Below are 24,624 nucleotides of genomic sequence, written 5' to 3' on the forward strand. Positions count from 1 at the left end.
GCCCGCCTCAGGCGCGGGCCGCGCGGGCCCGCTCGACGCACGGCGCGATCGCGGCGACGACGGCGTCGACGTCGGCCTCGGTGCTGGTGTGGCCGAGGCTGAACCGCAACGAGCTGCGCGCCTCCGCGGCCGAGCGACCCATGGCGAGCAGCACGTGCGAGGGCTGGGGCACCCCGGCCGAGCAGGCCGAGCCCGTCGAGCACTCGATGCCGCGGGCATCGAGCAGCATGAGCAGCGAGTCGCCCTCGCAGCCGGGGAAGCTGAGGTGCACGTTGCCCGGCAACCGGTCGACGCCGCTGGCCGAGCCTGCCGAGGCCCCGTTGAGCACGACGTCCGGCACCGCCCGTCGTACGCCGGCCACGAGCCGCTCACGCAGCACGCTCAGCCGCGCCGCGAGGTCGGCCTGCTGCTTCACCGCCAGCTCCACCGCCGCGGCGAAGCCGGCGATGGCGGGCACGTCGAGGGTCCCGCTGCGCACGTCGCGCTCCTGGCCGCCGCCGTGCAGCAGCGCGGTGAGGTCCACCTCGCGTCGTACGACGAGCGCACCGACGCCCTGCGGACCGCCCACCTTGTGCCCCGAGACCGACAGCGCGTCCACGCCGCTGGCCGCGAAGTCGACCGGCACCGCGCCGATCGCCTGCACCGCGTCGGTGTGCACGGGGATGCCGTGCTCGGCGGCGATCCGGACGACCTCCTCGATCGGCTGGACGGTGCCGACCTCGTTGTTGGCCCACATGACGGTGATCGCGGCGACGGAGACCGGCTCGGTCTCGATCGCGGCCCGCAGGCCCTCCGGCGAGAGCCGGCCCTCGCCGTCGACCGGCAGCAGGTTGATGCCCGCGCCCTCGTGCTCCTCGAGCCACTCCAGCGGGTCGAGGACCGCGTGGTGCTCGACCGCGGTGGCGAGGATCCGCAGCCGGCGCGGGTCACCCGCGCGACGCGACCAGTACAGGCCCTTGATCGCCAGGTTGTCGGCCTCGGTGCCGCCGGAGGTGAAGACCACCTCGCCCGGGCGGCAGTTGAGCGCCTGGGCCAGCGTCTCGCGGGACTCCTCGACGATCCGCCGGGCCCGGCGGCCGGAGGCGTGCAGCGAGCTGGCGTTGCCGACCGCGCCGAGGTGGGCCGTCATGGCCTCGATCGCCGCGGGGACCATCGGGGTGGTCGCGGCGTGGTCGAGGTAGACCGTCGGCACAGCGTTCATGGCATCTCCCAGCGTACGGCGCCGCCGGGCGTCGTACCCAATGCGGCCACCTGTCGTTCATGCCGCTCTCCTAGCCTCCGGCGCATGTTGCAGGACGTGCGCGCGTACATCGACCGCCTCGGCGTCGACGGTCATCGGATCGGCGAGGACCACGACGACGACCCGGTGCTGATCGACCCCTTCGGCAGGGCCGTCGACACCTGGCGGGAGAACTACCCCTACGCCGAGCGGATGCCGCGGGCGGAGTACGACGAGCAGAAGTACCTGCTCCAGGTCGAGCTGCTGAAGCTCCAGGCACAGGCGTTGGCCGACGGCTCGCGCCACGTCCTCATCTTCGAGGGCCGCGACGCCGCCGGGAAGGGCGGCACGATCAAGCGCTTCATGGAGCACCTCAACCCGCGCCACGCCCGCGTCGTCGCGCTCACCAAGCCCAGCGACCGCGAGGCCGGGCAGTGGTACTTCCAGCGCTACGTCCAGCACCTGCCGACCGCCGGCGAGATGGCCCTGCTCGACCGCTCCTGGTACAACCGCGCCGTCGTGGAGCGGGTGATGGGCTTCTGCTCCGACGAGGAGTACGAGACCTTCGTGCGGCACGTGCCCTACTTCGAGGAGATGCTCGTCGAGTCCGGCATCACGCTCACCAAGTTCTGGTTCTCCGTCACCCAGGCCGAGCAGCGCACCCGCTTCATCATCCGCCAGGTCGACCCGGTGCGGCAGTGGAAGCTCTCCCCGATGGACCTGGAGTCGCTCGACAAGTGGGAGGCCTACACCGAGGCGAAGGAGGCGATGATCCGTCGTACCGACACCGACGTGGTGCCGTGGACGACCATCAAGTCCAACGACAAGAAGCGCGCCCGGATCAACGCGATGCGGCACTTCCTGTCCCGCTTCGAGTACGACGGCAAGGACGCCGAGGTCGTGGGACAGCCCGACCCGCTGATCGTCCAGCGCGGGATCGACGCGGTCGGCGACTGAGCCCGGCCGTGCCTCAGAGCACGACGAGCGCGTCGCGGTGGATGACCTCGCGCTCGTAGCCCTCGCCCAGCTCGCGACGCAGGTCCTGGGAGGAGCGGCCGAGCAGGGCCGGCACCTCGGCGGCGTCGAAGTTGACCAGGCCGCGACCGACCAGGCCGCCGTCGGGGTCGAGCAGGTCGACCGGGTCACCGGCGGTGAAGTCGCCCTGCACGCCGGTGATGCCGGCCGCCAGGAGCGAGGCACGGCGCTCGACGACGGCGCGCACGGCACCCGGGTCGAGCACCAGGGCACCCTTGCCCTCGCTCGCGTGGCGCAGCCAGAGCAACCGGGTCGGACGGCGCTTGCCGGTGGTGTGGAAGAACGTGCCGACCGGCTCGCCCGCGAGCGCGGCGCCGGCCCGCTCGGCGGAGGTGAGCACGACCGGGATGCCGGAGCCCGTGGCGATCGCGGCGGCCTCCACCTTGGTGACCATGCCGCCGGTGCCGACCCCGGCGGAGCCGGCGGAGCCGATGCTGACGGCGTCGAGGTCCGCCGGACCGTGCACCTCGGCGATCAGCTGCGTGCCGGGGCGGGTGGGTGGGCCGTCGTACAGGCCGTCGACGTCGGAGAGCAGGACCAGCAGGTCGGCGTGGACCAGGTGTGCGACGAGCGCGGCGAGCCGGTCGTTGTCGCCGAAGCGGATCTCGGTGGTCGCGACCGTGTCGTTCTCGTTGACGATCGGGATCACGCCGAGCTCGAGCAGCTTGGTGAAGGTCTGGTGGGCGTTGCGGTAGTGCGAGCGCCGGGTGACGTCGTCGAGGGTGAGCAGCACCTGCCCCGCGGTGAGCCCGTGGCGGGCCAGCTCCTCGGTGTAGCGGTGCACCAGCAGCCCCTGGCCCACCGACGCGGCGGCCTGCTGCGCGGCCAGCCCGCGCGGCCGCTTCTTCAGGCCCAGCGGTGCCAGTCCGGCCGCGATCGCGCCGGAGGACACCAGCACGACCTCGGCCCCGCGCGCCCGCGCGGCCGCCAGCACGTCGACGAGCGCGCTGACCCGGTCCGGGTCGATGCCGCCGGTCGCGGTCGTCAGCGACGACGACCCGACCTTGACCACGATGCGGCGGGCGGCGGTGACGGCCCCCCGGTCACTCACCGGGGTCGTCCTCGGCCCATGCGTCCGCGTCGCTCGCCGCCCGGACGTCGGGGTCGTCCTCCGAACCGATCTCGTAGGACTGCGGGCCGTACTCGTCGGGCCGGTCGAGGCGCCGGGCGACGTCGGCCCGGGTCTCGTTCTCGCCGCGGTCGTCCATGTTCTCCTGGATCTCGCGGCGCCGCGCAGCAGCCGGCCGGTCCGGGTGGAAGCGGTCGTCCTCGCCACGACGGGACAGGTTCTCCGCGCCCGCGTCGATGCCCGGCTTGAAGTCGAAGACCACGGAGTTGTCGGTCGGCCCGATCAGCACGGCGTCACCCTCCTCGGCGCCGAGCTGGACCAGCTTCGCCTCCACACCGAGCCGGTTGAGCCGATCGGCGAGGTAGCCGACCGCCTCGTCGTTGCTGAAGTCGGTCTGGCGCACCCAGCGCTCGGGCTTGGTGCCGCGCACCCGCCAGCCGGCGCCGGTGCGCTTGACGGTGAAGCCGTCGTCGTCGATGGCCTTGGGCCGCACGACGATCCGGGCCGGGATCTCGGCCGCCTTGGCGCGGCGGGCCTCCGCCACGATCTCGGCCATCGCGAAGACCAGCTCACGGGTGCCCTCGCCGGACACCGCGGAGATCTCGAAGACCCGCAGCCCGCGCTCGCGCAGCTCGTCGAGGACCAGCTCGGCGATGCCGCGGCCGTCGGGGACGTCCACCTTGTTGAGGGCCACCAGCCGCGGTCGGTCCTCCAGGCCGCCGTACCGGCTGAGCTCGGCCTCGATCACGTCGAGGTCGTCGGCCGGGTTGCGGCCGGGCTCCAGGGTGGCGGTGTCGAGCACGTGCACCAGCGCGGCGCAGCGCTCGATGTGGCGCAGGAAGTCGTGGCCGAGGCCGCGGCCCTCCGCGGCGCCCTCGATCAGGCCGGGGACGTCGGCGACGGTGAAGGTGATGTCACCGGCGGTGACCACGCCGAGGTTGGGGACCAGGGTGGTGAAGGGGTAGTCCGCGATCTTCGGCCGGGCCCGCGAGATCGCCGCGATCAGGCTGGACTTGCCCGCGCTGGGGAAGCCCACCAGGCCGATGTCGGCGACGACCTTGAGCTCCAGGACCACGTCGAGCTCGTCGCCGGGCTCGCCGAGCAGCGCGAAGCCGGGCGCCTTGCGGGACTTCGAGGCCAGCGAGGCGTTGCCGAGCCCGCCCCGGCCGCCCTGGGCGACCACGATCTCGGTGCCGGGCACCACGAGGTCGGCTATCACCTCGCCGTTGCGCTGCTTGACGACGGTGCCGGCCGGTACGGCGAGGACCAGGTCCGCCCCGTGCGCACCGTTGCGGCGGTCGCCCGCCCCGTGCCCGCCGTGCTCGGCCTTGCGCTGCGGGCTGTGGTGGTAGTCGAGCAGCGTGGTCACGTCGGGGTCGACGCGCAGGATGATCGATCCGCCGGGACCGCCGTTGCCGCCGTCGGGGCCGCCGAGCGGCTTGAACTTCTCGCGGTGCACCGACGCCACGCCGTTGCCTCCGCGACCGGCAGCCACGGAGAGGGTCACGCGGTCGACGAAGGTGGGCACGGCCATGGGATCAGTCTTTCAGGAGAAATGGACGAAGGGCGCCCCGTCCGGGACGCCCTTCGATGTCAGGTCGGGTGAGCGTCAGCTCACTCGCCCGGGACGATGTTGACGACCTTGCGGCCGCGCTTCTTGCCGAACTCGACGTTGCCCGCGACCAGCGCGAACAGGGTGTCGTCGCCACCGCGACCGACGCCCGAGCCGGGGTGGAAGTGGGTGCCCCGCTGGCGGACGATGATCTCGCCGGCGTTGACCAGCTGGCCGCCGAAGCGCTTGACGCCGAGGCGCTGGGCGTTGGAGTCGCGGCCGTTCTTGGTGGACGCCGCGCCCTTCTTGTGTGCCATGTTTCAGTCCTTCGGAGAGTGCTGAGCCGGAGGCTCAGAGCGAGATGTCGGTGACCTTGACCTGGGTGTACTTCTGGCGGTGACCCTGGCGCTTCTTGTAGCCGGTCTTGTTCTTGTACTTCTGGATGACGATCTTCGGGCCCTTGGTGGCGCCGAGGACCTCGACCGTCACCGACGCCTTGTCCAGGCCGGTGGCGGTGACGGTCTCGCCGTCCACCGCGAGCACGACCGGAAGGGTCAGGGTGTCGCCGACCGGCGTGGAGACCTTGTCGATCTCGATGACGTCGCCGACAGCGACCTTCTCCTGCTTCGCGCCTGCGCGCACGATCGCGTACACCACCGCGGGCTCCTTACTCGTCAACGTCTGTCCGAAGGTCTCGGCTGCGGCACACACAGCTGTTCGGTCGGGGATCCGGCCGGGTTGCCGGGTGCCAGCAGAACGGCGCGCCTCGGCGGCGCACCGACGGTCAATACTACGGGTGGCACCGGTTTCCGCCAAAACCGCAGGCCCCGGTGCCCCGCCGGGCTCAGCGCTTGCGCGCCCCGCCCTTCTTCTTCACCGGCACGTGCTCCACGTGCGGCTCGGTCTCGCCGTCCGCGTCCACCGCGGTCGTGGGCGTCTCGGCAGCCTCCTCGGCGGGAGCCTCCTCGACGGTGGGCGTGGCGGCGCGGCTGCTCGAACGGCGACGCGTCTGCTTCACCACGGGGGCGGTCACGACCGGCTCCGGCGCGGGCTCCTCGGCCGGCTGCTCGGCGGCGGGCGCCGGCTCCGGGACGGGGGCGGGCGCGGGGGCAGCGGCCGGGGTGAGCGGGCCGGTGCTGGCCCGCTTGCGGGTCCGGGTGACGACCGTGGTCTTGGCGACCGGCTCCTCGGGCTCCTCGGCCTTGGGCTCCTCGGCCTTCGGCTCCTCGACCTTCGGCTCCTCGACCTTCGGCTCCTCGGCCTTCGGCTCCTCGACCTTGGGCTCCTCGGCCTTCGGCTCCTCGACCTTCGGCTCCTCGACCGTGGGCTCCTCGGCGGGCTCCTCGTCGTGGTGCTTGGCCATCGCGGCGACGTCCTTGGGCGAGGGCACCGGCTTCGGAGCGGCCTCGGCCTGCTCGCCACCCTGGCCCCGGCCCTTGCGGCGGCGGTTGCCGCGCCGCGGCTCGTCGCCGTTCTGCTCGCCGCCGTTGCCCCCGCCGTTGCCGCCGCGCTTGGGCTCGACGGGCAGGTCGTGGACCACGATGCCGCGCCCCTGGCAGTGCGAGCAGTTCTCGCTGAACGCCTCCACCAGGCCGGTGCCGATCCGCTTGCGGGTCATCTGCACCAGGCCGAGCGAGGTGACCTCGGCGACCTGGTGGCGGGTCCGGTCGCGGCCCAGGCACTCGACCAGCCGGCGCAGCACCAGGTCGCGGTTGGCCTCCAGGACCATGTCGATGAAGTCGACGACGATGATGCCGCCGATGTCGCGCAGCCGGAGCTGGCGAACGATCTCCTCCGCCGCCTCGAGGTTGTTCTTGGTGACCGTCTCCTCCAGGTTGCCCCCGGAGCCGGTGAACTTGCCGGTGTTGACGTCGACGACGGTCATCGCCTCGGTGCGGTCGATGACCAGCGAGCCGCCGGAGGGCAGCCACACCTTGCGGTCGAGACCCTTGGCGATCTGCTCGTCGATGCGGTACGTCGCGAACAGGTCGCCGTCGGAGGGCTCGTGGTGCTCGAGCCGGTCGGCGAGGTCCGGAGCGATCTGGTCGACGTACTCCTTGACCGAGGCCCACGCCTCGTCGCCCTGGACGACGAGCTTGGCGAAGTCCTCGGTGAACAGGTCGCGGACCACCTTGAGGGTCAGGTCGGGCTCCCCGTGCAGCAGCTGCGGGGCGTTGCCCTTGGCGACCTTGGCCTCGATGGCCTCCCACTTGGTCTTGAGCCGCTCGATGTCGCGGGTCAGCTCGTCCTCGGAGGCACCCTCGGCCGCGGTGCGGACGATGACGCCGGCCGAAGCGGGCACGGCCTCCTTCAGCAGGGCCTTGAGCCGGGCCCGCTCGGTGTCGGGCAGCTTGCGGGAGATGCCCGAGGTCGTGCCGTCGGGCACGTAGACCAGGAAGCGGCCGGCCAGGCTGACCTGGCTGGTGAGGCGGGCGCCCTTGTGGCCGATCGGGTCCTTGCTGACCTGGACCAGGACGGTCTGGCCCGACTGGAGCACCGACTCGATCTTGCGGGGCTGGCCGTCCTTGTGGCCCAGCGCGGACCAGTTGACCTCGCCGGCGTACAGCACGGCGTTGCGGCCCTTGCCGATGTCGATGAAGGCGGCCTCCATCGAGGGCAGCACGTTCTGGACGCGGCCGAGGTAGACGTTGCCGATGAGCGAGGTCTGAGACTCGCGGGCGACGTAGTGCTCGACCAGCACCTTGTCCTCGAGGACGGCGATCTGGGTGAGGTCCTTGCGCTGGCGCACGACCATGACCCGCTCGACGGACTCGCGGCGGGCCAGGAACTCGGCCTCGCTCACGATCGGCGCACGGCGGCGGCCGGCCTCGCGGCCCTCGCGGCGGCGCTGCTTCTTGGCCTCCAGGCGGGTGGAGCCGGAGATCGAGGTGATCTCGTCCTCGGACGAGCGCGGCTTGCGGACCCGGGTGACGGTGTTCTCCGGGTCGTCGCCCCCGTCGTCGGGGCCCTCGCCCGCACGACGGCGACGGCGACGGCGACGCGAGGAGCTGCTGCCCCCGCCCTGGCCGCCGGACTCGTTCTGCTCGCCGTCGGTGTCCTCGGCCTCGGGGGCCGCGGTCTCGGTGCTCTCGCCCTCGGCGGGCTGCTCGGCGGCGTCCTCGCCGGACTCGTCGTTGCCCTGGCCGGCACCGGCGGGCTTACGACGGCGACGGCCGCCCCGGCGGCGGCGACGGCGGGCCGGACCGGTGGTGCCGTCCGACTCCTCCTCGTCGTCCTCGTCGTCGTCGGACTGCTCCGCGTCCTCGGCCGGCTTCGCGGGCTCCTCGGCCGGGGTCTCGTCGGCGGCGGGCGTCTCCTCCTCGACGGCCTCCTCCTCGACCGGCGCGGCGGGCTCGACGGCCTCGGCCGGCGTGGCGGCGGGCGCCTGGAAGAGCACGGCGGCCGAGGAGGTGGACTCCTCGGCGGGCGTCTCCTCGAGCGTGAGCTGCTCGGACGCGGCGGCCTTCTTGGCGGTGGTCTTCTTCGCCGCGGTCTTCTTGGCGGTGGTCTTCTTCGCCGCCGTCTTCTTCGCGGCGGTCTTCTTCGCCGCGGTCTTCTTGGCCGGCTCGTCGCCCTCGGGCGCGGCGGCGGCCTTCTTGGCGGCGGTCTTCTTCGCCGCCGTCTTCTTCGCGGCGGTCTTCTTGGCCGCCGTCTTCTTCGCGGCCGCCTTCTTGGCGGGCTTCGCGGGCGCCTCCGGGGGCTGAGCGGCCTCGGGAGTCTCGGACGGGGTCTCGGTGGGCGCGTCAGTCATGCGCTTCTCCTCCACCCGGCCGCGCTGCGGCCGGGGTGTCATCGGCACACGCGGTGCCGTAAGCCTTCGTGGGACGACACCCTCCGCGGAGCGTCACTGGGAGCCGGGCCCTCGCCTGCCGCGGTCGCCGTGTGCGTCGCGTCTAGCGGGTGTCCGACCTCCACCGTGCCGTCCGGTCAGTCTCCTGCCGGGCGGCGAGAACGTCGTCAGATCGTGGGGCGCGGTCCGGTGGGACGCGCCGGGTGATCTGTGGCGAGTATCGCACACCCGGATCGGGCGGTGGGCATCAACGGGTGGCCAGCGGGTCGCCGAGCGTCCCCGCGGCGCGGTCCAGGACGCCCTGGGCGACCCGGGTCAGCAGCACCGTCGACGGTACGTCGAGCCCGCCCGCCTCACGCAGGCCGGTGAGCACGTCGTCAGGCCGCACCGCCGGCACCGTGTGCTCCAGGAGCAGGTCGAGCCCGCCGTCCTCGGTCACGGCCAGCCGGACGACGGCCGCGCGGCAGTCGAAGGCGCGCATGCCCTTCTTCGTCATCCGCTCCACCACGATCGACTCGGTCGCGAGGAAGGCAGCGACCCCCGCCTCGACGTCGGCGCGCGGCGTGTCGCCGAGGTCGATCAGCCAGTGGCTGGCGGTGAGCAGGTCGGACAGCGAGCCGGCGAGGGACTCCGCGGCGTCGACGGTGGCGACGACGTCGAGCCCCTCGGGCAGCACCGCGTCGAGCTCGGCGGCGATGCTGGCGGGCTCACGGACCTCGGCGAGACCCAGCTCGACGTACTCCGCCTCGCTGGCCGCCCCGGTCGGCGACGCACCGGCGTAGGAGATCCGGGGGTGCGGGTGGAAGCCCGAGGAGTAGGCCATCGGGATCCGGGCCCGGACGACGGCGCGCTCGATGGCACGGCTCACGTCACGGTGGCTGGTGAAGCGCAACCGGCCGCGCTTGGCGTAGCGGATCCGCAGCCGCTGGACCGGGGGTGCCTGCTGCTCGGGCTGCTGACGACTCACGGGCCCTCATGCTAGGTCAGGGGAGGCGGGCGCCGCGCATCTGCGGCGACGCGTAGACGTTGGTGATCCGGGTGCCGTCGAGCCAGGCGGTGAGCCGCTCGGCCTCCTCCTCCAGCGCCGCCCGCCCCGCGGCGGGCACGTCCTCACGCAGCACCAGGTGCACCCGCGCGGCGTCGTCCTGCACCCAGCAGCCGACGATCCGGCCGTCCCACCAGGCGGTGTTGCCGGCGTTGCCGTTGCTGTCGAAGAGGTACGGCGTGTCGGCCGGGTCCAGGTAGAACCCGCGCTCCTTCCAGCCCATCACCGTCGGGTCCAGGGTCGGCAGCAGCGCCGCCCACGGCGAGACCTCCTCGTCGGTCCCGGTGTCGCCCGGCAGCACCCACCCGGTCCCGCCGTCGTCCAGCCCGACCTGCTCGGCGTCGAGGTCGGCGAGCGCGCGGCGAACGGCCGTCTTGGTGGCGCCCAGCCACCAGACGATGTCCGCCTCGGTGCCGGGCCCGAAGGTCGCCAGCCACCGGGCGACGAGCGCGGCGTAGCCCGCCGCCTCCGGCAACGGCTCGGGGACCTCGCCCAACCAGTGCGCCGTCGTGGTCCAGGCCGGCTTGTTCAGCCGCCAGTGCCCGGCGTTGGCGGCCCGGACGATCCGGCCCTCGGCGCCGAGGGTGCCCATCACCCAGGACCCGACGGGGAGCTCACCGCCCCACTTCTTCCCCGGTCCCCCGCCGACGCTGATCCGTCCGTCGAGCGCGGGCACCCGCTCGCGCACCTCGCGGGTGGTCCGCGCGGTGCCGTCCGCGAGCACGGCGAGCACGGCCTCCGCGGCCGCCTCGATCCACTCCTCGACGGCCGCCTCGCCCTCGGCGAGCCCCGCGGCGGCGACGTTCTTGGCGAGCTGGGCCCGCTGCTGGCGCGCCACCCGTAGGGACGCGCTCCCCCAGGCCGCCGGCAGCAGGTCGCGCGGGAAGGCGAAGAGGGTACGACGCATCGCGAGCTGCTTGACGATGCTCTGCTCGTCGTACAGCGCCCGGTCGACGGCGGCCACGGTGACGCCCTCGACCCGCGCCCACAGCGCGAGGTGGACCGTGGCGGCCTCGGTGGCGTGCAGGGCCGTCATCGCCTCGGTGGCGGCGGCGACGGAGTCGTGGCGGCGCACCAGGCCGTGGCGGGAGGCCAGCCGGTGCCGCCTGACCAGGTCTGATAACTGACGCACCTGTCCATCCTCGCCCACTAGGGTGACCCGCGTGAGCAACCCCTACGGCGGCGCCACCCCGCCGCCGCCCCCGAACCCCTACGGCGCGCCCCACGGCTACGACGGAGGCGGCGAGCCGCCCAAGACCGACGGCGTCTCCGTCGCCTCGCTCGTGCTCAGCGTCCTGTGCTGCACCGCGCTGATCGGCGTGATCCTCGGTTTCGTGGGCCTGTCCCGCACCAAGGGTGGCCAGCGCAAGGGCCGCGGCTTCGCCATCGGTGGCCTCGTCGTGGGCCTGCTCGTCGTCCTGCTCCAGATCGGCGGCGGCGTCGCCATCGTCCTGATCCGCCAGAGCATGGTCTCCCCCAGCGACGCCGAGGTCGGCCAGTGCGTCAACGTGACCACCAGCGACGACAACATCTTCCTGCGCAAGAAGGACTGCTCCGAGGAGCACGACGGCGAGGTCGTCTACGTCGGCAAGTGGGGCGACGTCCCCACGCCGCCGGCCACCGTGACCACCGACGAGGAGGCGCAGAAGGCCGTCTGCAGCGCGCTCGTCGGCGCGAAGGCCGCCACCTTCCCGAAGGACCTGAGCTGGAAGATCGCCTTCGACGAGGACGACGCCGACGACCCGGCCGCCAGCGACCCCTTCATCTGCTACGTCGAGAGCGACGCCAAGCTCGACGAGTCCCTGCTCTGACGCGATGACCCAGGGTCCTCCCGGGCCGCCGAACCCCTACGGCGGCGGCTACCCGCCGTACGCCGCCGGGCCGCCCCGCACCGACGGGGTGTCCCTGGCGGCGTTCGTGTGCTCGCTGACCTGCTGTGCCGCGCCCGTCGCGATCGGGCTCGGCATCGCCGGGCTGGTCCGCACCAAGGGCGGCCGGCGCGGCGGGCGGTGGGCCGCGGTCACCGGCCTGGTGCTGGGCATCGTGCTCACCTCGGTCATCGTCGCCTTCGGCGTGCTCGTCACGGTGACCTACCAGCGCACCATCTGGGAGGACCAGGCGCGGGTTGGGCAGTGCCTGGACCTCGACTTCATCGACGAGCCCGCGAAGGCCGAGTGCGGCGACCCGCACGACGGGGAGATCGTGGCAGTCGGCAGCTTCGACCAGGACCTGCTGGACGCCTACGACGACCTCTCCACCGCCGACTTCTGCGCCGGGCTCGACGGCATCGACCCGGCGTACCGCGCGGCCCTGGGCGAGGCCCGCTACGAGGCCGGCATCTCGATGGACTCCCTCGAGGAGGGCGACCCCGGCGAGGGCGACCTGTTCTTCTGCTACGTGCTGGACGCCGACGGCGACAAGCTCACCGGCACCCTGCGCGGCACGGACACCGACGCCGCATGAGCGCCTCGGACGGCGGCCTGACACCGCCCGGGCCGCCGCAGCCCACCGAGCCCGCGGCCGAGACCCCGGCGCACCCCGCGCCGCCCGCTCCGCACGGGTGGGGCGCACCGTCGTACGCCGGCCCCCCGGCGCCCGCGCCGAGCCAGGACACCGGCCTGGGCTGGACGGCGTTCGGCCTGGGCGTCACCCTCTGCGTGCCCTGCCTGCCGCTGGTCGGCGCGGTGCTGGCGATCGTCACGCTCGCGCGCCGCCGGTTCCAGCCCCGCTGGCTCGCCGTGCTCACCCTCGTCGTCGGCATCGGCGCGACCGGGCTGCAGGCCGCGGCGGTCCCGCCCTTCCTCGAGGGCTTCCGCGAGGGGATGCAGGAGAGCGCCGAGCAGGACGCGGACGACGCCCGCAGCTCCGGCGACCCGGCCCAGGTGTCCGTCCTGGCGCTCGAGGTCGGTGACTGCTTCGACTCCGCGCAGCTCAAGGCGGTGGACGAGGAGGAGACCGTCCTGACCGAGACGGTCACGCTGGTGCCGTGCGCGAAGAGGCACGACCTGGAGATCTACGCGGCCTTCCCGGTGCCCGGCGAGGACTTCCCGGGCCAGCCAGCTCTCGACCGCCGGGCCGCGCGCTGCGTCGCGGCGTTCAAGACCTTCGTGGGCATCGCCTACGGCGACTCCGCCTTCGACTTCATCTACACCTATCCCACCGCGTCCAGCTGGAAGCTGGACGACCGTGACATCCAGTGCGCGATCGGCCACCCGAAGCACAAGGTCACCGGGTCGCTGCGCGGCCGTCGCCGCTGAGCGCGCCCCGGCCGCCGAGCCACTGCTCGGCGCCGTGCTCGGTGAACCGCTCGATCTCGGTGAAACCGAGTCGCACCGCGAGCCGCAGCGAGCGCACGTTCGCGGTCTGCGTGGTGACCAGCACCCGCCCACCCGGGCGTACGGCGGCCAGCCAGTCGAGGACGCCCGCGACCGCCTCCGCGGCATACCCGTGTCCCCAGTGCGCGGGCAGGAAGAGGTAGCCGAGATCGAGCGCATCCGGGTGCGGGTGGTGCTCCGCACGCGGGTCGAGGGTCACCGTCCCGAGTGTCGTGCCCTCGCGCTCGACGGCGAAGAAGCCCGGGCGCTGGCCCGGGGCCTCCGGGACGACCTGCTCCAGCTCGGTGCGGGGACGTGCCCCGCCGACGTACCGCCCGACCTCCTCGGAGGCGAACAGCTCGATCACCGCGGACCGGTCGTCCGCACACGCGGCACGCAGCAGCAGGCGGTCCGTGCGGATCGGCACCGGCGGCCAGACGTTCCCGAGGTCGCTCACCCGGCCAACCTGCCAGACGGCTGGGCGTCGTCCGTGGAGCCGCCGGGGCGGGCGGCTCCACGGACGGGGCGTCCTACTGCCAGATCCGCACGTAGTCGATCTCGGTGGTGCCGACGTCCGGGACGGCGCCCGGGGTCAGCGTGTACTCGTTGAGCGTCTCCGCGTTGCCGAACGCCTGCATGAGGATCAGGTAGAACCCCTTGTTGAACGGCCCGCCCGAGATGGCGAGGTCCGTGCAGGGCGTGGGGTTGTCGTTGACCCAGGTGGTCAGCCGGGTCGAGGTCCACAGGAACTTGTAGGTGTTGAAGCCGCCCACGGTCCCGCCGGTCGCCGGGTCGATGTTGCAGCCGGGGCTCTTCCACCCGCCGGTCGTCGTACCCGACAGCTGGTGCATGGCCGGCGCGTCGAGGTTGCCCGCGGCGCTGTAGAACTCCGCGAAGTCCATCTCCCCCGACAGCGGCCAGAAGCCGTAGCGGTCGGTCGTCGGCCACAGGTAGAACGTCTCCTGCAGACCCTTGGCCGTGTCCGTCGGGTACGCCGGCGTGGCCGGCGGCGCCACGGCCCGGCCTTCGGTGCCGCCGTGCAGGCCGGGCAGCTGGGCGCGGACCTCGTAGTAGCCGAAGGTCTGCTGAAGGGTCGGTTCGGTGCCGTCGGGCGAGTTGTGCCACACCGTCGCGCCGAACTTCCGCGAGCTCTTCGTCGGGTGCCCGGGGCACGCCGTCGCGGCCGCCTTCACGCTCGCGGTCAGCTTGAGGGTGCCGCCGCCGACCGCGACGTTGCCGGTGCTCTGGTCACCGAAGCAGGCCTTCTCCGTCTTGGGCTGGGTCATCAGGCCCTGCGCCGCGACGTTCCAGTACGTCGTGTCGAGCGCCGTCCCGGAGAACTCGTCGTTGAAGGTGCACTGCCACGCGCCGCCGCCGGGGTGCGCGATCGAGGACGCGGGCGAGGCACCGGCACAGCCGTAGACGCCGGGGACAGCGACCGGGGTCGCGCTGGCGACGACGCTGAGGGTGCTCACGGCCGACGTACCGGCGGTGTGGTTGGCGTTGGCCACCACCTTGGCCCGGTACTGGTAGCTGCCGAGCAGGCCCTGCTTCACCGCGAACCGGGCGGTGGAGTCGGCGTCGAGTGTGGCCGTGTCGACCAGCGACCACAGCAGCCCGGCGACCTTGAGCTCGAGGGAGACCGTCTCCCCGGCGAGACCCGGATCGACGGTGACGGTGAGGGTGGAGGTGTCGTTCTGGCCGACGGGGTTGGGAGCGGCCACGACGGAGATCGCCGGGGCCGGTGGGGTCGCCTGCGCGACCATGGGAGCGACAACCGTCGCAGCGCCCAGGAGCAGGGCGAGCGCGACGAGGCGAGGACGCCTTGGGGGGTGAGTCGTCATGGCGCCAACCTGCCGTGACCCACGTCACTTCCGCCATGGCACGTTGGGCCTATTGTGCCAAACCTTCACCAACTGCTACGCGCCGCCAGGGCGCCGACCCCCGACTTCGGCAAAGCACTGCGCGGCGGCGACTGAGCAGACAGACTCGCATGGTGCTCCCCGTGCGGCTCGTGGCCGCGGCGTCGTTGTCCTTCCTGCTGCTCGCCTCGATCGACGCCGGCACTCCGGCCCGAGCGAGCGCGTCGAGCCCGTCGCGGTCCACCGACACCGGGCCCGGCCTGCGTGGGCAGGCGGCGATCGACCGGCTCGGTGACGAGCTCACCGACATCGCCGCACGTTCCGGGCTGAGCCCGCGCGAGCTGCGCCGGGTCCTGGAGACCGACGACTCCGCGCGCGTGGCGTCGGGCGGACGGCTCGTGTACGCCGACAGCCTCCCGGCCGCGCCCACGGGCGCCCAGGCCGCCGCGGAGACTGCCGCGGCACCGCTGCCCGAGACCGCGACCTTCACGTTGCACAGCCGCCCGGGCTCGAAGCACACCATCTTCCTGGACTTCGACGGCGCCGAGGTCAGCGACACCTACTGGAACCACGTGGCCGGCATCCCCGACGGCCACTACGACGGGTTCTCCATCGACGCGGACCTGTCCACCTTCAACGGTGACGAGCACGCCTACATCCAGAAGAACTGGCAGATCCTCGCCGAGGTCTTCGCGGCGTACGACGTCGACGTCACCACCGAGGACCCCGGCCCCGCGGCGTACGACCGCGACGGCGTCGCCGACGACACCTACGGCGACCACGTCCTGTTCAGCAACGACCCGGACTCGGGCCCGATCTGCGCGGGCTGTGCCGGGATCGCGGTCTTCGGCGCCTTCGCCGACCCGTCCGAGGAGGGCACGAACAGCCTGGAGCCGGTCTGGGTGCGCAAGCAGCCGAACGCCTTCCTCGCAGCGACCGTCGCCGCCCACGAGATCGGGCACACCCTGGGCCTGAAGCACGACGGGGTCACCACCGCCTCGACCGAGCAGACCCGGGAGTACTACGGCGGCCAGGGGTCGTGGACCCCGATCATGGGCTCGGGCCTCCACGGGATCGTCCAGTTCAGCAACGGCGACTACGCCAATGCGACCAACAAGCAGGACGACTTCGCGACCATGGTCGCCACCGGTCTCCCGCTGCTGCCGGACGACGCCGGGAACACCGCCGCCGCCGCGACCACCCTCGGGGCCCGGACCGACTACGTCGTCGACGGCATCATCACCAGCCGCGACGTCGACTACTACAAGGTCGGTCCGTGCACCGCGGCTCCCTCGGTGGAGGCCCTCGGCAACGGCGACGGCAGCGCGCTCGACCTGCGCGTCGACCTGCGCCGGGCCGACGACAGCCTCCTCGCCTTCTCCGATCCCCCGTCGGCGGAGGTCGTCCCGGGCGGGTTCGCCCACCGGACGGCCACCGGCATGGACGCGCCCCGGATCTCGCCGACCGGCGGAGCGGGGACCTACTACGTCAAGGTCGACGGCGTCGGCAACGGCAACCCGCTCACGACCGGCTACTCCGACTACGGCAGCGTCGGCACCTACACCCTGTCGGTCGACGGCTGCGCCGCCACCAACGGCACCGCCCCGAACGCCCCCGCCTCGATCGACCTGACCACCAGCAAGGGCGCCGGCACGCTCACCTGGTCGGCGCCGACGGCCGGACCGGCGCCCACCGGCTACCGGATCAGCGGGATCGCCGGCGGTCCGGTCGAGGTCCCTGCCAGCACCACCACGAAGGCGATCACCGTCCCGGGCGGGTACGACGCCAACGTGGCCGTCGCGGCGCTGAACGGCGCCGGCGCCGGGGAGCCCGCCACCCTGAGCCGCCACATCGCCTCCTGGGTGCCGACCGCGGCTCCCGCCGTCACGGTGACCACCAGCGGTCGGACGGCGACGATCCGCTGGACGCCCGCCGCGAATCCCGGCAACGCCTACCTGAGCTACTGGCTGCTGGCCGTCGACGGCCGGCTCCTCCCGCAGGTCGGCGCGACCCGCAGCGTCACCACGACGTTCGCCGCCTACGGCACCCACACCATCAGGCTGACGCCCGAGATGGAGGCCGAGCTCCCCGGCACTGCGCCGTCCCGCACCCTCCAGGTCCTGGTCGCCGTCAAGCCGTCAGCTCCGCGGATCGGCACCGCGTCCTCGGGTGCCACCGGCGGGCCCGTCACCGCGACCGCGCGCTGGGCACCGCCCACGAGCAACGGCGGCGCCGCCGTCACGTCGTACCGGGTGGTCGCGGCGCGGATCGTGCGCGGCAAGGTGGTCGGCACGAAGGTCTCCGGCGCGCTGCCGGCCTCCGCCCGCTCCTACGCCTTCCGGCTCGCCAAGGGCACCTACCGGTTCCGCGTCGTCGCCGCCAACGTCAAGGGATCCTCGCCTGCGTCGGCGTACTCGCGGGCGGTCGTCGCGCGGTAGCGCAGATGGACCGGGCGGCTCAGACGACCTGGAGCGGCAGCAGCTTCTGCCCCGTCGGACCGACCTGGATCTCGGTGCCCATCTCCGGGCAGACCCCGCAGTCGTAGCAGGGGGTCCAGCGGCAGTCCTCGACCTCGACGTCGGCCTCGCCGGAGGCCACGGCGAGCGCGTCCTCCCAGTCCGACCACAGCCAGTCCTTGTCGAGACCGGAGTCGAGGTGGTCCCAGGGCAGGACCTCGTCGTACTCCCGCTCGCGGGTGGTGAACCAGGCGACGTCGACGCCGGTGCCGTCCAGGCCGCGCTCCGCGGCGGACATCCAGCGCTCGAAGGAGAAGTGCTCGCTCCAGCCGTCGAAGCGGCCGCCGTCGCGCCAGACCTCCTCGATGATCCGGCCGACACGGCGGTCGCCGCGCGAGAGCAGTCCCTCGACGATGCCGGGCTGGCCGTCGTGGTAGCGGAAGCCGATGGCACGGCCGAACTTCTTGTCGGCGCGCACGGTGTCGCGCAGCTGGCGCAGCCGGTCGTCGGTGGTCTCGGAGTCGAGCTGCGCGGCCCACTGGAACGGGGTGTGCGGCTTGGGGACGAAGCCGCCGATGGAGACGGTGCAACGGATGTCGTTGCGTCCGGAGACCTCGCGGCCGGTCGCGATCACCCGCTTGGCGAGCTCGGCGATCTGCAGCACGTCCTCGTCGGTCTCGGTGGGCAGTCCGCACATGAAGTAGAGCTTCACCTGCCGCCAGCCGTGGGAGTACGCCGTCGCGACGGTCCGGATCAGGTCGTCCTCGGTGACCATCTTGTTGATCACCTTGCGCATCCGCTCGCTGCCGCCCTCGGGCGCGAAGGTCAGCCCGGAGCGGCGACCGTTGCGGGAGAACTCGTTGGCGAGGGTGATGTTGAACGCGTCGACCCGAGTGGAGGGCAGGGAGAGCGAGACGTTGGAGCCCTCGTAGCGGTCGGCCAGGCCGGAGGCGACGTCACCGATCTCGGTGTGGTCGGCGCTCGACAGCGAGAGCAGGCCGACCTCCTCGAAACCGGTCTTGCGCACGCCGTTCTCGACCATCGCGCCGATCGTCTCGATCGAGCGCTCGCGCACCGGCCGGGTGATCATCCCGGCCTGGCAGAACCGGCAGCCGCGGGTGCAGCCACGGAAGATCTCGACCGAGAAGCGCTCGTGGACCGTCTCGGCGAGCGGCACCAGCGGGTTGCGCGGGTAGGGCCACTGGTCGAGGTCCATCAGCGTGTGCTTGCGGACCCGGTCGGGCGCCTCCGCGTGGTTCGGTACGACGGCGGCGATGCGGCCCGCGTCGTCGTAGGACACGTCGTAGAAGCGCGGCACGTAGACCGCACCGGACACGGCGAGCCGCCGCAGCAGCTCCAGCCGACCGCCGGGGCACCCCTCGCCCTTCCACTCCCGGACCAGCTCGGAGATCTTGAGCACGACCTCCTCGCCGTCACCGAGGACGGCGGCGTCGACGAAGTCCGCGATCGGCTCCGGGTTGAAGGCGGCGTGGCCGCCGGCGATGACCACCGGGTGCGTCTCGTCGCGGTCGACGGCGTGCAGCGGGATGCCGGCCAGGTCGAGCGCGGTCAGCAGGTTGGTGTAGCCGAGCTCGGTGGAGAAGCTCACACCGAACAGGTCGAAGGCACCGACCGGGCGGTGGCTGTCGACGGTGAACTGCGGGATCTGCTGCTCACGCAGCAGCTTCTCCATGTCCGGCCACACGGCGTAGGTGCGCTCGGCGAGGATCCAGTCGCGCTCGTTGAGCACCTCGTAGAGGATCTGCACCCCCTGGTTGGGCAGGCCGACCTCGTAGGCGTCGGGGTACATCAGCGCCCAACGGACCGTCGGCCCGTCGGTGGCGGCGTCCCAGTCCTTGGCGACCATGTTCAGCTCGCCGCCGACGTACTGGATCGGCTTGGAGACCGACAGCAGGTGCGGCTCCAGCCGGGGGAAGACGGACTCGACGGACATGACCCCGATTCTACGAGCGGTCCCGGGTGCGGGCGGCATCGTCGCAACCCGCCCCCCGTAGGATCGCTCCCATGAGTGCCTCCACCTCGGGTCGGCTCGGGTGGACGGTGTTCACGCCGCCGATCGCCGCCGTCGTGCTCGCGATCAGCTGGGGGTCGCACCCCGGGCCGCTTGCCGCGAGCCTGATCGGCATCGCCCTGATGGGCTCCGTGCTGGCGGGCGTCCACCACGCCGAGGTCGTCGCCCACCGGGTCGGCGAGCCGTTCGGGTCGCTGCTGCTCGCGGTCGCCGTCACGGTGATCGAGGTCGGCCTGATCGTGATGCTGATGGTCTCCGGCAGCGGCGAGACCGCCACGCTGGCGCGGGACACCGTCTTCGCCGCCGTGATGATCACCGTCAACGGCATCGTCGGGATCGCGCTCGCGGTGGGTGCGCTGCGCCACCACCTCGCGAACTTCAACCCCGAGGGCACCGGCTCGGCGCTGGCCACCGTCATCACCCTCGCCGGGCTGACGCTGGTCGTGCCGACGTTCACCACCAGCGAGGCCGGGCCCGTGCTGACCGGCAGCCAGCTCACCTTCGCCGCGCTCGCCTCGCTCGCGCTCTACGGCTCCTTCGTCTTCACCCAGACCGTGCGCCACCGCGACTTCTTCCTGCCCGTGCCGACCAGCACGCCCGGCTCCTGGGCCGGCGGCGAGGACGCCGACGGCGACACCCACGCCGACCCGCCGACCGACCGCGAGACGTGGACCAGCGTCGGCCTGCTGCTGCTCTCGCTGCTGACGGTGGTGGGCCTGGCGAAGGTGGAGTCGTACTCCATCGAGGACGTCGTCGCCTGGGCCGGCGCCCCGCACGCCGTGGTCGGTGTCGTGATCGCCATGCTCGTGCTGCTGCCGGAGACCATCGCCGCCGTGCGCGCGGCGCTGCTCGACAACGTGCAGATCAGCCTCAACCTGGCCTACGGCTCGGCAATGGCCTCGATCGGCCTCACCATCCCGGCCATCGCGATCGCCTCGATCTGGCTCGACGGCGACCTCGCGCTGGGGCTCGAGCCGCTCCAGCTCGTGCTGCTCGCGCTCTCCGCCGTGGTGAGCGTGCTGACCGTCGTACCCGGGCGGGCGAAGCCGATGAACGGCATCGTCCACCTGATCCTGCTGGCGGCGTTCCTGCTGCTGACGGTGGCGCCGTGAGCCGTCGACGGCGTACGACGGCCGGGGCGGCCGCCGCCCTCCTCGCCCTCGGTCTCGCTGCCTGCTCCGGCGAGGAGCAGCCGAAGGACGACGACCGGATCGTGCTCACCCCCGCCGCCGACGGCGTCCAGTCCACCCGCACCCCCGCCGGCGACGGCACCCAGGCCTCGGTCGCCGGCTTCACGATGGGCGCGGTCCGCCTGCCCGGCGCCGACCGGCCCGGCGAGGTGTCCTTCCGGATCACCGGCGAGAGCGGCGCCCCGCTGCGCGACTACCTCCCCGAGCAGACCAAGCTCCTGCACCTGTACGTCGTGCGCGACGACCTCGCGCAGTTCCGCCACGTGCACCCCGAGCTCGGCGCCGACGGGACCTGGCGCGGCCGGGTCGACCTCGGCAGCGGCGGCCGGTGGCGGGTGGTCGCGGAGTTCATCCCCGCGTCCGGCGACCGGCCCGTGGTGCTGGGCACGGTGCTGCGCGTGCCCGGCGCCGAGCCGCGCGCGACCAGCCCGGACGCGGCCGAGAGCGCCGACGACGGCGTCGTCCGGGTGCGCCTGCTCGACCAGGGGGCGACCGGGTCCAACGGCCGGCTGCGGATCGCGGTGAGCACACCCGACGACCGGCCGCTGCAGCTCGGCAGCTATCTCGGAGCCACCGCGCACCTCACCGGATTCGCCGTCGGCACCCGCGGGTTCGTCCACGTGCACCCGCTCGGCGCGCCGGAGATCGAGAAGGACGGCACCGTGCTGACCTTCCACACGGCGTTCACGAAGCCCGGCCCGTACCGGATGTTTGTGCAGGTCCGGGTCGACGGAATGCTCCACCAGCTCGCCGTGACGACCGACGTCACCGCCGCCGAATGAGGAGAACGATGAACCGCACCTCGACCCGCGCCACCCTCGCCGCCCTGCTGGCCGCCTCGCTGCTGCTGGCCGGGTGCAACGGCGACGACAAGGGCGACGACGAGCCGACCAAGGCCGGCTCGGACACCACCTCGTCGGCCTCGACCGACGCCTCGGCGTCCTCCTCCCCCTCGTCCTCGGGGACGACGAGCACCGGCTCCGGGCTCGACAAGGCCGACTTCTACGAGACCATCAGCCGGGCCCAGCAGGACGCGGGCAGCTACCGCACCTCGTCCACGACGAGCGCGGGCGGCACCTCGTCGACGCTCGAGGGCGAGGCGACCTACCAGGGCGGCAAGCTGCTGGCGCACGTCAAGAGCGCCGGGAGCAGCCCGCAGCAGATCGAGAGCGTGATCGCCAAGGGCATCCTCTACCTCAAGGGCGCCGGGCTCGCGACGCCGGCAGGCAAGTGGCTGAAGCTCGACCCCAACGACCCCGACAACGCCGACAGCCCGCTCGCGGGCATCGCCTCCGCCGCCGACCCCGAGGCCACCCTGCGCGCCGTCGGCCAGCTGGAGAAGCTCGACCTCGTCGGCAAGCAGGACGTCGACGGCGTCCAGGCCGACCACTACAAGGCCGTGATGAACACCGCGCGCTTCGCGGACGCGCTGGGCCTGCCGGCGGACGCCGCCAAGGAGCTGCCCGCGCAGCTGCCGTTCGACATCTGGGTCGACGGCGACAACCGCCCGGTCAAGATGACGATGACCTTCACCATCGCCGGCACCACGTCGACCTCGGAGCAGAAGTACTTCGACTACGGCACCGACGTCTCGATCACCGTGCCGAAGGACTCCGACACCGTGACCCCGGCGTCCCTCGGCCTCAAGGGCTGACGTCGAGGTCCACCGTCGTCACCGGGCTGGTGAACTCGTCCACCCGGACGCTCACCTGGGCCTGCCACCGGCCGGCGGTCGGGAACACCACGTCCGCGACGTAGGTCCCCGCGCCGTCCGGCACCACCGGGACCTCGCCGAGGTCGACGTCGCCGTTGCGCAGCGCGACGGCGGGGGCGTCGTACAGGTCGAGCGGGTCGCCGGCGAGGTCCTGCACCTGGACGATGAGCCGGCGCTGCAGGCCCGGGCCGGGGTCGAGGACGGCGAGCACCTTGAGGTCCTCACCGGCGAGACCGGTCGCGACCCCGGTGTCGGCGGTCGCGGGCGCGGCCGGCGCCTCGCCGCCGGGCGGCTTCTGGGTGAGGAAGCCGGTGACGCCGAGGACGGCGACGAGCAGGGCCGCCTCCGCGGCGACGGTACGACGCACCAGGCCGCTGGCCCGGCGCCGGTCGTCGTGGCCGATCCCGTCGGTGACGCGCGGCAGCAGCCGGTAGCGGTTCCAGGCGGCGATCGCGACCACGACCAGGACCAGCGCCACCTTGACCAGGAGCAACCGGCCGTAGGTCTCGCCGACGAGCCGTGACCACGAGCCGACGATCCGCCAGCCCATCAGCACGCCGGTCAGCGCCAGCGCAGCGAGCAGACCGCCGGCGAGCGTGGAGAAGCGGCTGAGCAGCAGCGCACCGTCGCGGGGACGGCCGGCGACCGCGGGCAGGGTGAGCGCGAGCCCGACCAGACCGCCCAGCCAGACCGCGCCCGCGGACAGGTGCACGGCGTCGGTGACCACGAGCAGCGCGCTCGGCTCGTACGCGCGGGTGTGGCCGACCAGCGCCGGCGACCAGACCGCGAGCGCGGTGACCAGGTCGACGACGAGCGAGGAGCGCTGGAGCCCGGCGGCCCAGGCCGCCACCCCGAGGCCGGCCGCCTGGAGCGCCAGCACCTGGAGGTCCTGGCCCACGAGCGAGGGGTCGAGGGCGTCGGGGTCGACGAGGCCCGAGACACCGGCGCCGAGCTGGTAGGCCCCGGCGAGCGGTACGGCGAGGGCCGCGGCGAGCACGGCCACGAGCGCGGAGACGCGCAGGGTGCGGACCACGCGCCGTCGTACGGGATCGGGCAGGCGGAGCCCCCGGCTGGTCCAGGCGAGGAACACCGCGAGCCCGCCGGCCAGCAGCAGGGCGGCGTAGTCGATGCCGTGGACGACCGCCTGGATCGTGGCGACCGGTCCGGGGTCGGTGGGCTCCAGCTTGGGCGCCTCGACCTTGGGGCTGGGCGCGCCGATGTGGAAGGTGAGGGAGCCGGCGATCGGGTGGCCGTCGGCGGAGACCACGCGCCAGGTGATCACGTAGGTACCGTCGTCCAGGTCGTCGGGCAGGTCGCCCTCGACCTCGGTGCCGCTCGCGGAGGCCTCGATGTCGACCTGGTCACCGGAGGCGTCGAAGGCGAGCAGGCCCTTGGGGACCAGCTGGACCGGCTCGTCGAAGGTGAAGGTGACCCCGCCGGGGGCGGTCGGCAGGACGGCGCCCTCGGCGGGATCGGTGGAGACGAGCGTGGCGTGCGCCGACGCGGGCGACGCCAGCCCCACCACCGCGGCGGCGGCGACGAGGAGGGCGGCGAGCAGCGCCGGCACACGCTTCAGCATCGAGGGATCAGGCCTTCTTGCCCGAGCGGGCCAGGGCGACGCCGCCCAGCGCCAGGCCACCGATGCCGGCGACGAGGCCGCCGATGGCCAGCCCCTTGCCGTCGGAGTCGTCGGCGTCGGCCTTCTCGGCCTTGGTGTCGCCGTCCTCGGACTCGTGCGCGTCCTCCTCGGCGGCCGCGCCGCCGTGGTGGTCCTCGCCCGTGGCCGCGGTGATGGCGAACGCCGGCGCCGGCGCCTCCAGCTCCTCGGGGTCCTGGCCGTCGGCCGGGGTCTCGACCCAACCGGTCTGGCCCTTCTCGCAGGTCTGGACGACGGGGAAGGTGAGCGTCTCACCCTCCTTCTCCGGCACCTGGACCTGGAGCTCGAAGGTGTCGCGGTAGCCGTCGGCCAGCGGCGTCTTCGCGGTGTAGACGACCTGGGCGATCCGCTCGGTGATCTCGTTGCCGTGGGCGTCCTTGATCGGGGCGTCGAGCTTCTTCGCGACCTTCTGCACGGTCCAGCCGCTGTTGAGGGTGGGCGTCACCTGGGGGACGTCCTCGGGCATCTGGATGGCGATCTTCGTGGTCGGCGAGCCCTCGCAGCCGTGCCCCACGCTGAAGGTGAGGACGGTGTAGGCGCCCGCCGCGGTGGTGCTCGGCGTCACCGTGACGTGGGCGCTCGCGGCGCCCGCGCCGACGGCGACGATGCCGAGCGCGGCGAGACCCGCGCCGGCGGCGCGGACGGGCAGGGACAGGGTGGTACGACGGTTCTGCATGGAGCGATCTCTC

21 protein-coding genes are annotated in these 24,624 nt (G+C 73.0%); 8 read left to right on the forward strand and 13 right to left on the reverse strand.

The features are described from left to right. Positions 1–7: 7 nt before the first annotated feature. On the reverse strand, positions 8–1,201 hold the full coding sequence (locus tag MRBLML1_RS16045) for a cysteine desulfurase family protein (RefSeq protein ID WP_364517702.1): 1,194 nt from the start codon (positions 1,199–1,201) through the stop codon (positions 8–10). 84 nt (positions 1,202–1,285) lie between these two features. Here MRBLML1_RS16045 and ppk2 point away from each other — a divergent pair, with 84 nt between their 5' ends. Beyond that, positions 1,286–2,176 (forward strand): polyphosphate kinase 2, encoded by an 891-nt coding sequence (gene ppk2 / locus MRBLML1_RS16050; protein WP_364517704.1) that lies wholly within the window; start codon positions 1,286–1,288, stop codon positions 2,174–2,176. Between the two features lie 13 nt (positions 2,177–2,189). On the opposite strand, the gene proB is transcribed toward ppk2, so the two are convergent. The 7 genes from proB to MRBLML1_RS16085 all read right to left on the reverse strand — a co-directional run bounded on the left by proB (position 2,190) and on the right by MRBLML1_RS16085 (position 10,842). Then, on the reverse strand, positions 2,190–3,305 hold the full coding sequence (gene proB, locus MRBLML1_RS16055; protein ID WP_364517706.1) for a glutamate 5-kinase: 1,116 nt from the start codon (positions 3,303–3,305) through the stop codon (positions 2,190–2,192). Further along, on the reverse strand, positions 3,298–4,857 hold the full coding sequence (gene obgE / locus MRBLML1_RS16060; RefSeq protein ID WP_364517708.1) for a GTPase ObgE: 1,560 nt from the start codon (positions 4,855–4,857) through the stop codon (positions 3,298–3,300). The genes proB and obgE overlap by 8 nt, the downstream gene beginning before the upstream one ends. Before the next feature lie 80 nt (positions 4,858–4,937). Then, positions 4,938–5,192, reverse strand: coding sequence for a 50S ribosomal protein L27 (gene rpmA, locus MRBLML1_RS16065; protein WP_107780716.1), 255 nt, complete (start codon positions 5,190–5,192; stop codon positions 4,938–4,940). A gap of 34 nt (positions 5,193–5,226) precedes the next feature. Beyond that, on the reverse strand, positions 5,227–5,529 hold the full coding sequence (rplU, locus tag MRBLML1_RS16070; protein WP_364518182.1) for a 50S ribosomal protein L21: 303 nt from the start codon (positions 5,527–5,529) through the stop codon (positions 5,227–5,229). A gap of 190 nt (positions 5,530–5,719) precedes the next feature. Beyond that, positions 5,720–8,626 carry an Rne/Rng family ribonuclease gene (locus tag MRBLML1_RS16075; protein WP_364517711.1) on the reverse strand — a complete coding sequence of 969 codons (2,907 nt, stop codon included), beginning with the start codon at positions 8,624–8,626 and terminating at the stop codon, positions 5,720–5,722. Positions 8,627–8,912: 286 nt separating this feature from the next. Beyond that, a complete protein-coding gene (locus MRBLML1_RS16080; RefSeq protein ID WP_364517713.1) occupies positions 8,913–9,632 on the reverse strand; it encodes a TIGR03936 family radical SAM-associated protein in 720 nt (239 codons plus the stop codon). Positions 9,633–9,648: 16 nt separating this feature from the next. Continuing rightward, entirely contained in the window at positions 9,649–10,842 is a 1,194-nt protein-coding gene (locus tag MRBLML1_RS16085) for a winged helix DNA-binding domain-containing protein (RefSeq protein ID WP_364517715.1), read from the reverse strand. Between the two features lie 31 nt (positions 10,843–10,873). On the opposite strand from MRBLML1_RS16085, the gene MRBLML1_RS16090 reads away from it, so the two are divergent. From MRBLML1_RS16090 to MRBLML1_RS16100, 3 genes are read left to right on the forward strand one after another with little or no spacing between them, the layout of a single operon-like run. After that, complete coding sequence (locus MRBLML1_RS16090) at positions 10,874–11,521, forward strand: DUF4190 domain-containing protein (protein ID WP_364517717.1); 648 nt, start codon at positions 10,874–10,876, stop codon at positions 11,519–11,521. Between the two features lie 4 nt (positions 11,522–11,525). Further along, positions 11,526–12,173, forward strand: a complete 648-nt coding sequence (locus MRBLML1_RS16095; RefSeq protein ID WP_364517719.1) for a hypothetical protein — start codon at positions 11,526–11,528, stop codon at positions 12,171–12,173. Beyond that, on the forward strand, positions 12,170–12,967 hold the full coding sequence (locus MRBLML1_RS16100) for a hypothetical protein (RefSeq protein ID WP_364517721.1): 798 nt from the start codon (positions 12,170–12,172) through the stop codon (positions 12,965–12,967). The genes MRBLML1_RS16095 and MRBLML1_RS16100 overlap by 4 nt, the downstream gene beginning before the upstream one ends. On the opposite strand, the gene MRBLML1_RS16105 is transcribed toward MRBLML1_RS16100, so the two are convergent. Further along, the gene (locus MRBLML1_RS16105; RefSeq protein WP_364517723.1) at positions 12,936–13,481 is read right to left on the reverse strand and encodes a GNAT family N-acetyltransferase; all 546 of its coding nucleotides are present in this window, start codon (positions 13,479–13,481) and stop codon (positions 12,936–12,938) included. The two genes, MRBLML1_RS16100 and MRBLML1_RS16105, sit on opposite strands and share 32 nt — an antisense overlap. A 73-nt stretch (positions 13,482–13,554) precedes the next feature. Next, positions 13,555–14,868, reverse strand: coding sequence for a glycoside hydrolase family 16 protein (locus MRBLML1_RS16110; RefSeq protein ID WP_364517725.1), 1,314 nt, complete (start codon positions 14,866–14,868; stop codon positions 13,555–13,557). Positions 14,869–15,017: 149 nt separating this feature from the next. Between MRBLML1_RS16110 and MRBLML1_RS16115 the strand changes: the two genes are divergently transcribed. Further along, positions 15,018–17,324: a zinc-dependent metalloprotease family protein gene (locus MRBLML1_RS16115; protein WP_364517727.1), complete on the forward strand. Its 2,307-nt coding sequence runs from the start codon at positions 15,018–15,020 to the stop codon at positions 17,322–17,324. A 19-nt stretch (positions 17,325–17,343) separates the two neighbouring features. Here the strand turns inward: MRBLML1_RS16115 and MRBLML1_RS16120 are convergent, their stop codons facing one another. Beyond that, on the reverse strand, positions 17,344–19,296 hold the full coding sequence (locus tag MRBLML1_RS16120; RefSeq protein WP_364517729.1) for a TIGR03960 family B12-binding radical SAM protein: 1,953 nt from the start codon (positions 19,294–19,296) through the stop codon (positions 17,344–17,346). A gap of 71 nt (positions 19,297–19,367) precedes the next feature. Here MRBLML1_RS16120 and MRBLML1_RS16125 point away from each other — a divergent pair, with 71 nt between their 5' ends. From MRBLML1_RS16125 to MRBLML1_RS16135, 3 genes are read left to right on the forward strand one after another with little or no spacing between them, the layout of a single operon-like run. Then, entirely contained in the window at positions 19,368–20,486 is a 1,119-nt protein-coding gene (locus tag MRBLML1_RS16125; protein WP_364517731.1) for a calcium:proton antiporter, read from the forward strand. Beyond that, positions 20,483–21,346 carry a hypothetical protein gene (locus MRBLML1_RS16130; RefSeq protein WP_364517733.1) on the forward strand — a complete coding sequence of 288 codons (864 nt, stop codon included), beginning with the start codon at positions 20,483–20,485 and terminating at the stop codon, positions 21,344–21,346. Before MRBLML1_RS16125 ends, MRBLML1_RS16130 begins: the two co-directional genes overlap by 4 nt. Positions 21,347–21,354: 8 nt before the next feature. Next, positions 21,355–22,218, forward strand: coding sequence for a hypothetical protein (locus MRBLML1_RS16135; RefSeq protein WP_364517735.1), 864 nt, complete (start codon positions 21,355–21,357; stop codon positions 22,216–22,218). On the opposite strand, the gene MRBLML1_RS16140 is transcribed toward MRBLML1_RS16135, so the two are convergent. Both MRBLML1_RS16140 and MRBLML1_RS16145 read right to left on the reverse strand, forming a co-directional pair. Next, positions 22,208–23,857: a CopD family protein gene (locus tag MRBLML1_RS16140; RefSeq protein ID WP_364517737.1), complete on the reverse strand. Its 1,650-nt coding sequence runs from the start codon at positions 23,855–23,857 to the stop codon at positions 22,208–22,210. The genes MRBLML1_RS16135 and MRBLML1_RS16140 overlap by 11 nt on opposite strands. A 7-nt stretch (positions 23,858–23,864) precedes the next feature. Continuing rightward, the gene (locus tag MRBLML1_RS16145; RefSeq protein WP_364517739.1) at positions 23,865–24,611 is read right to left on the reverse strand and encodes a YcnI family protein; all 747 of its coding nucleotides are present in this window, start codon (positions 24,609–24,611) and stop codon (positions 23,865–23,867) included. Positions 24,612–24,624 lie beyond the last annotated feature (13 nt).

The organism is Nocardioides sp. LML1-1-1.1, from assembly GCF_040676175.1.
GTDB lineage: Bacteria > Actinomycetota > Actinomycetes > Propionibacteriales > Nocardioidaceae > Nocardioides.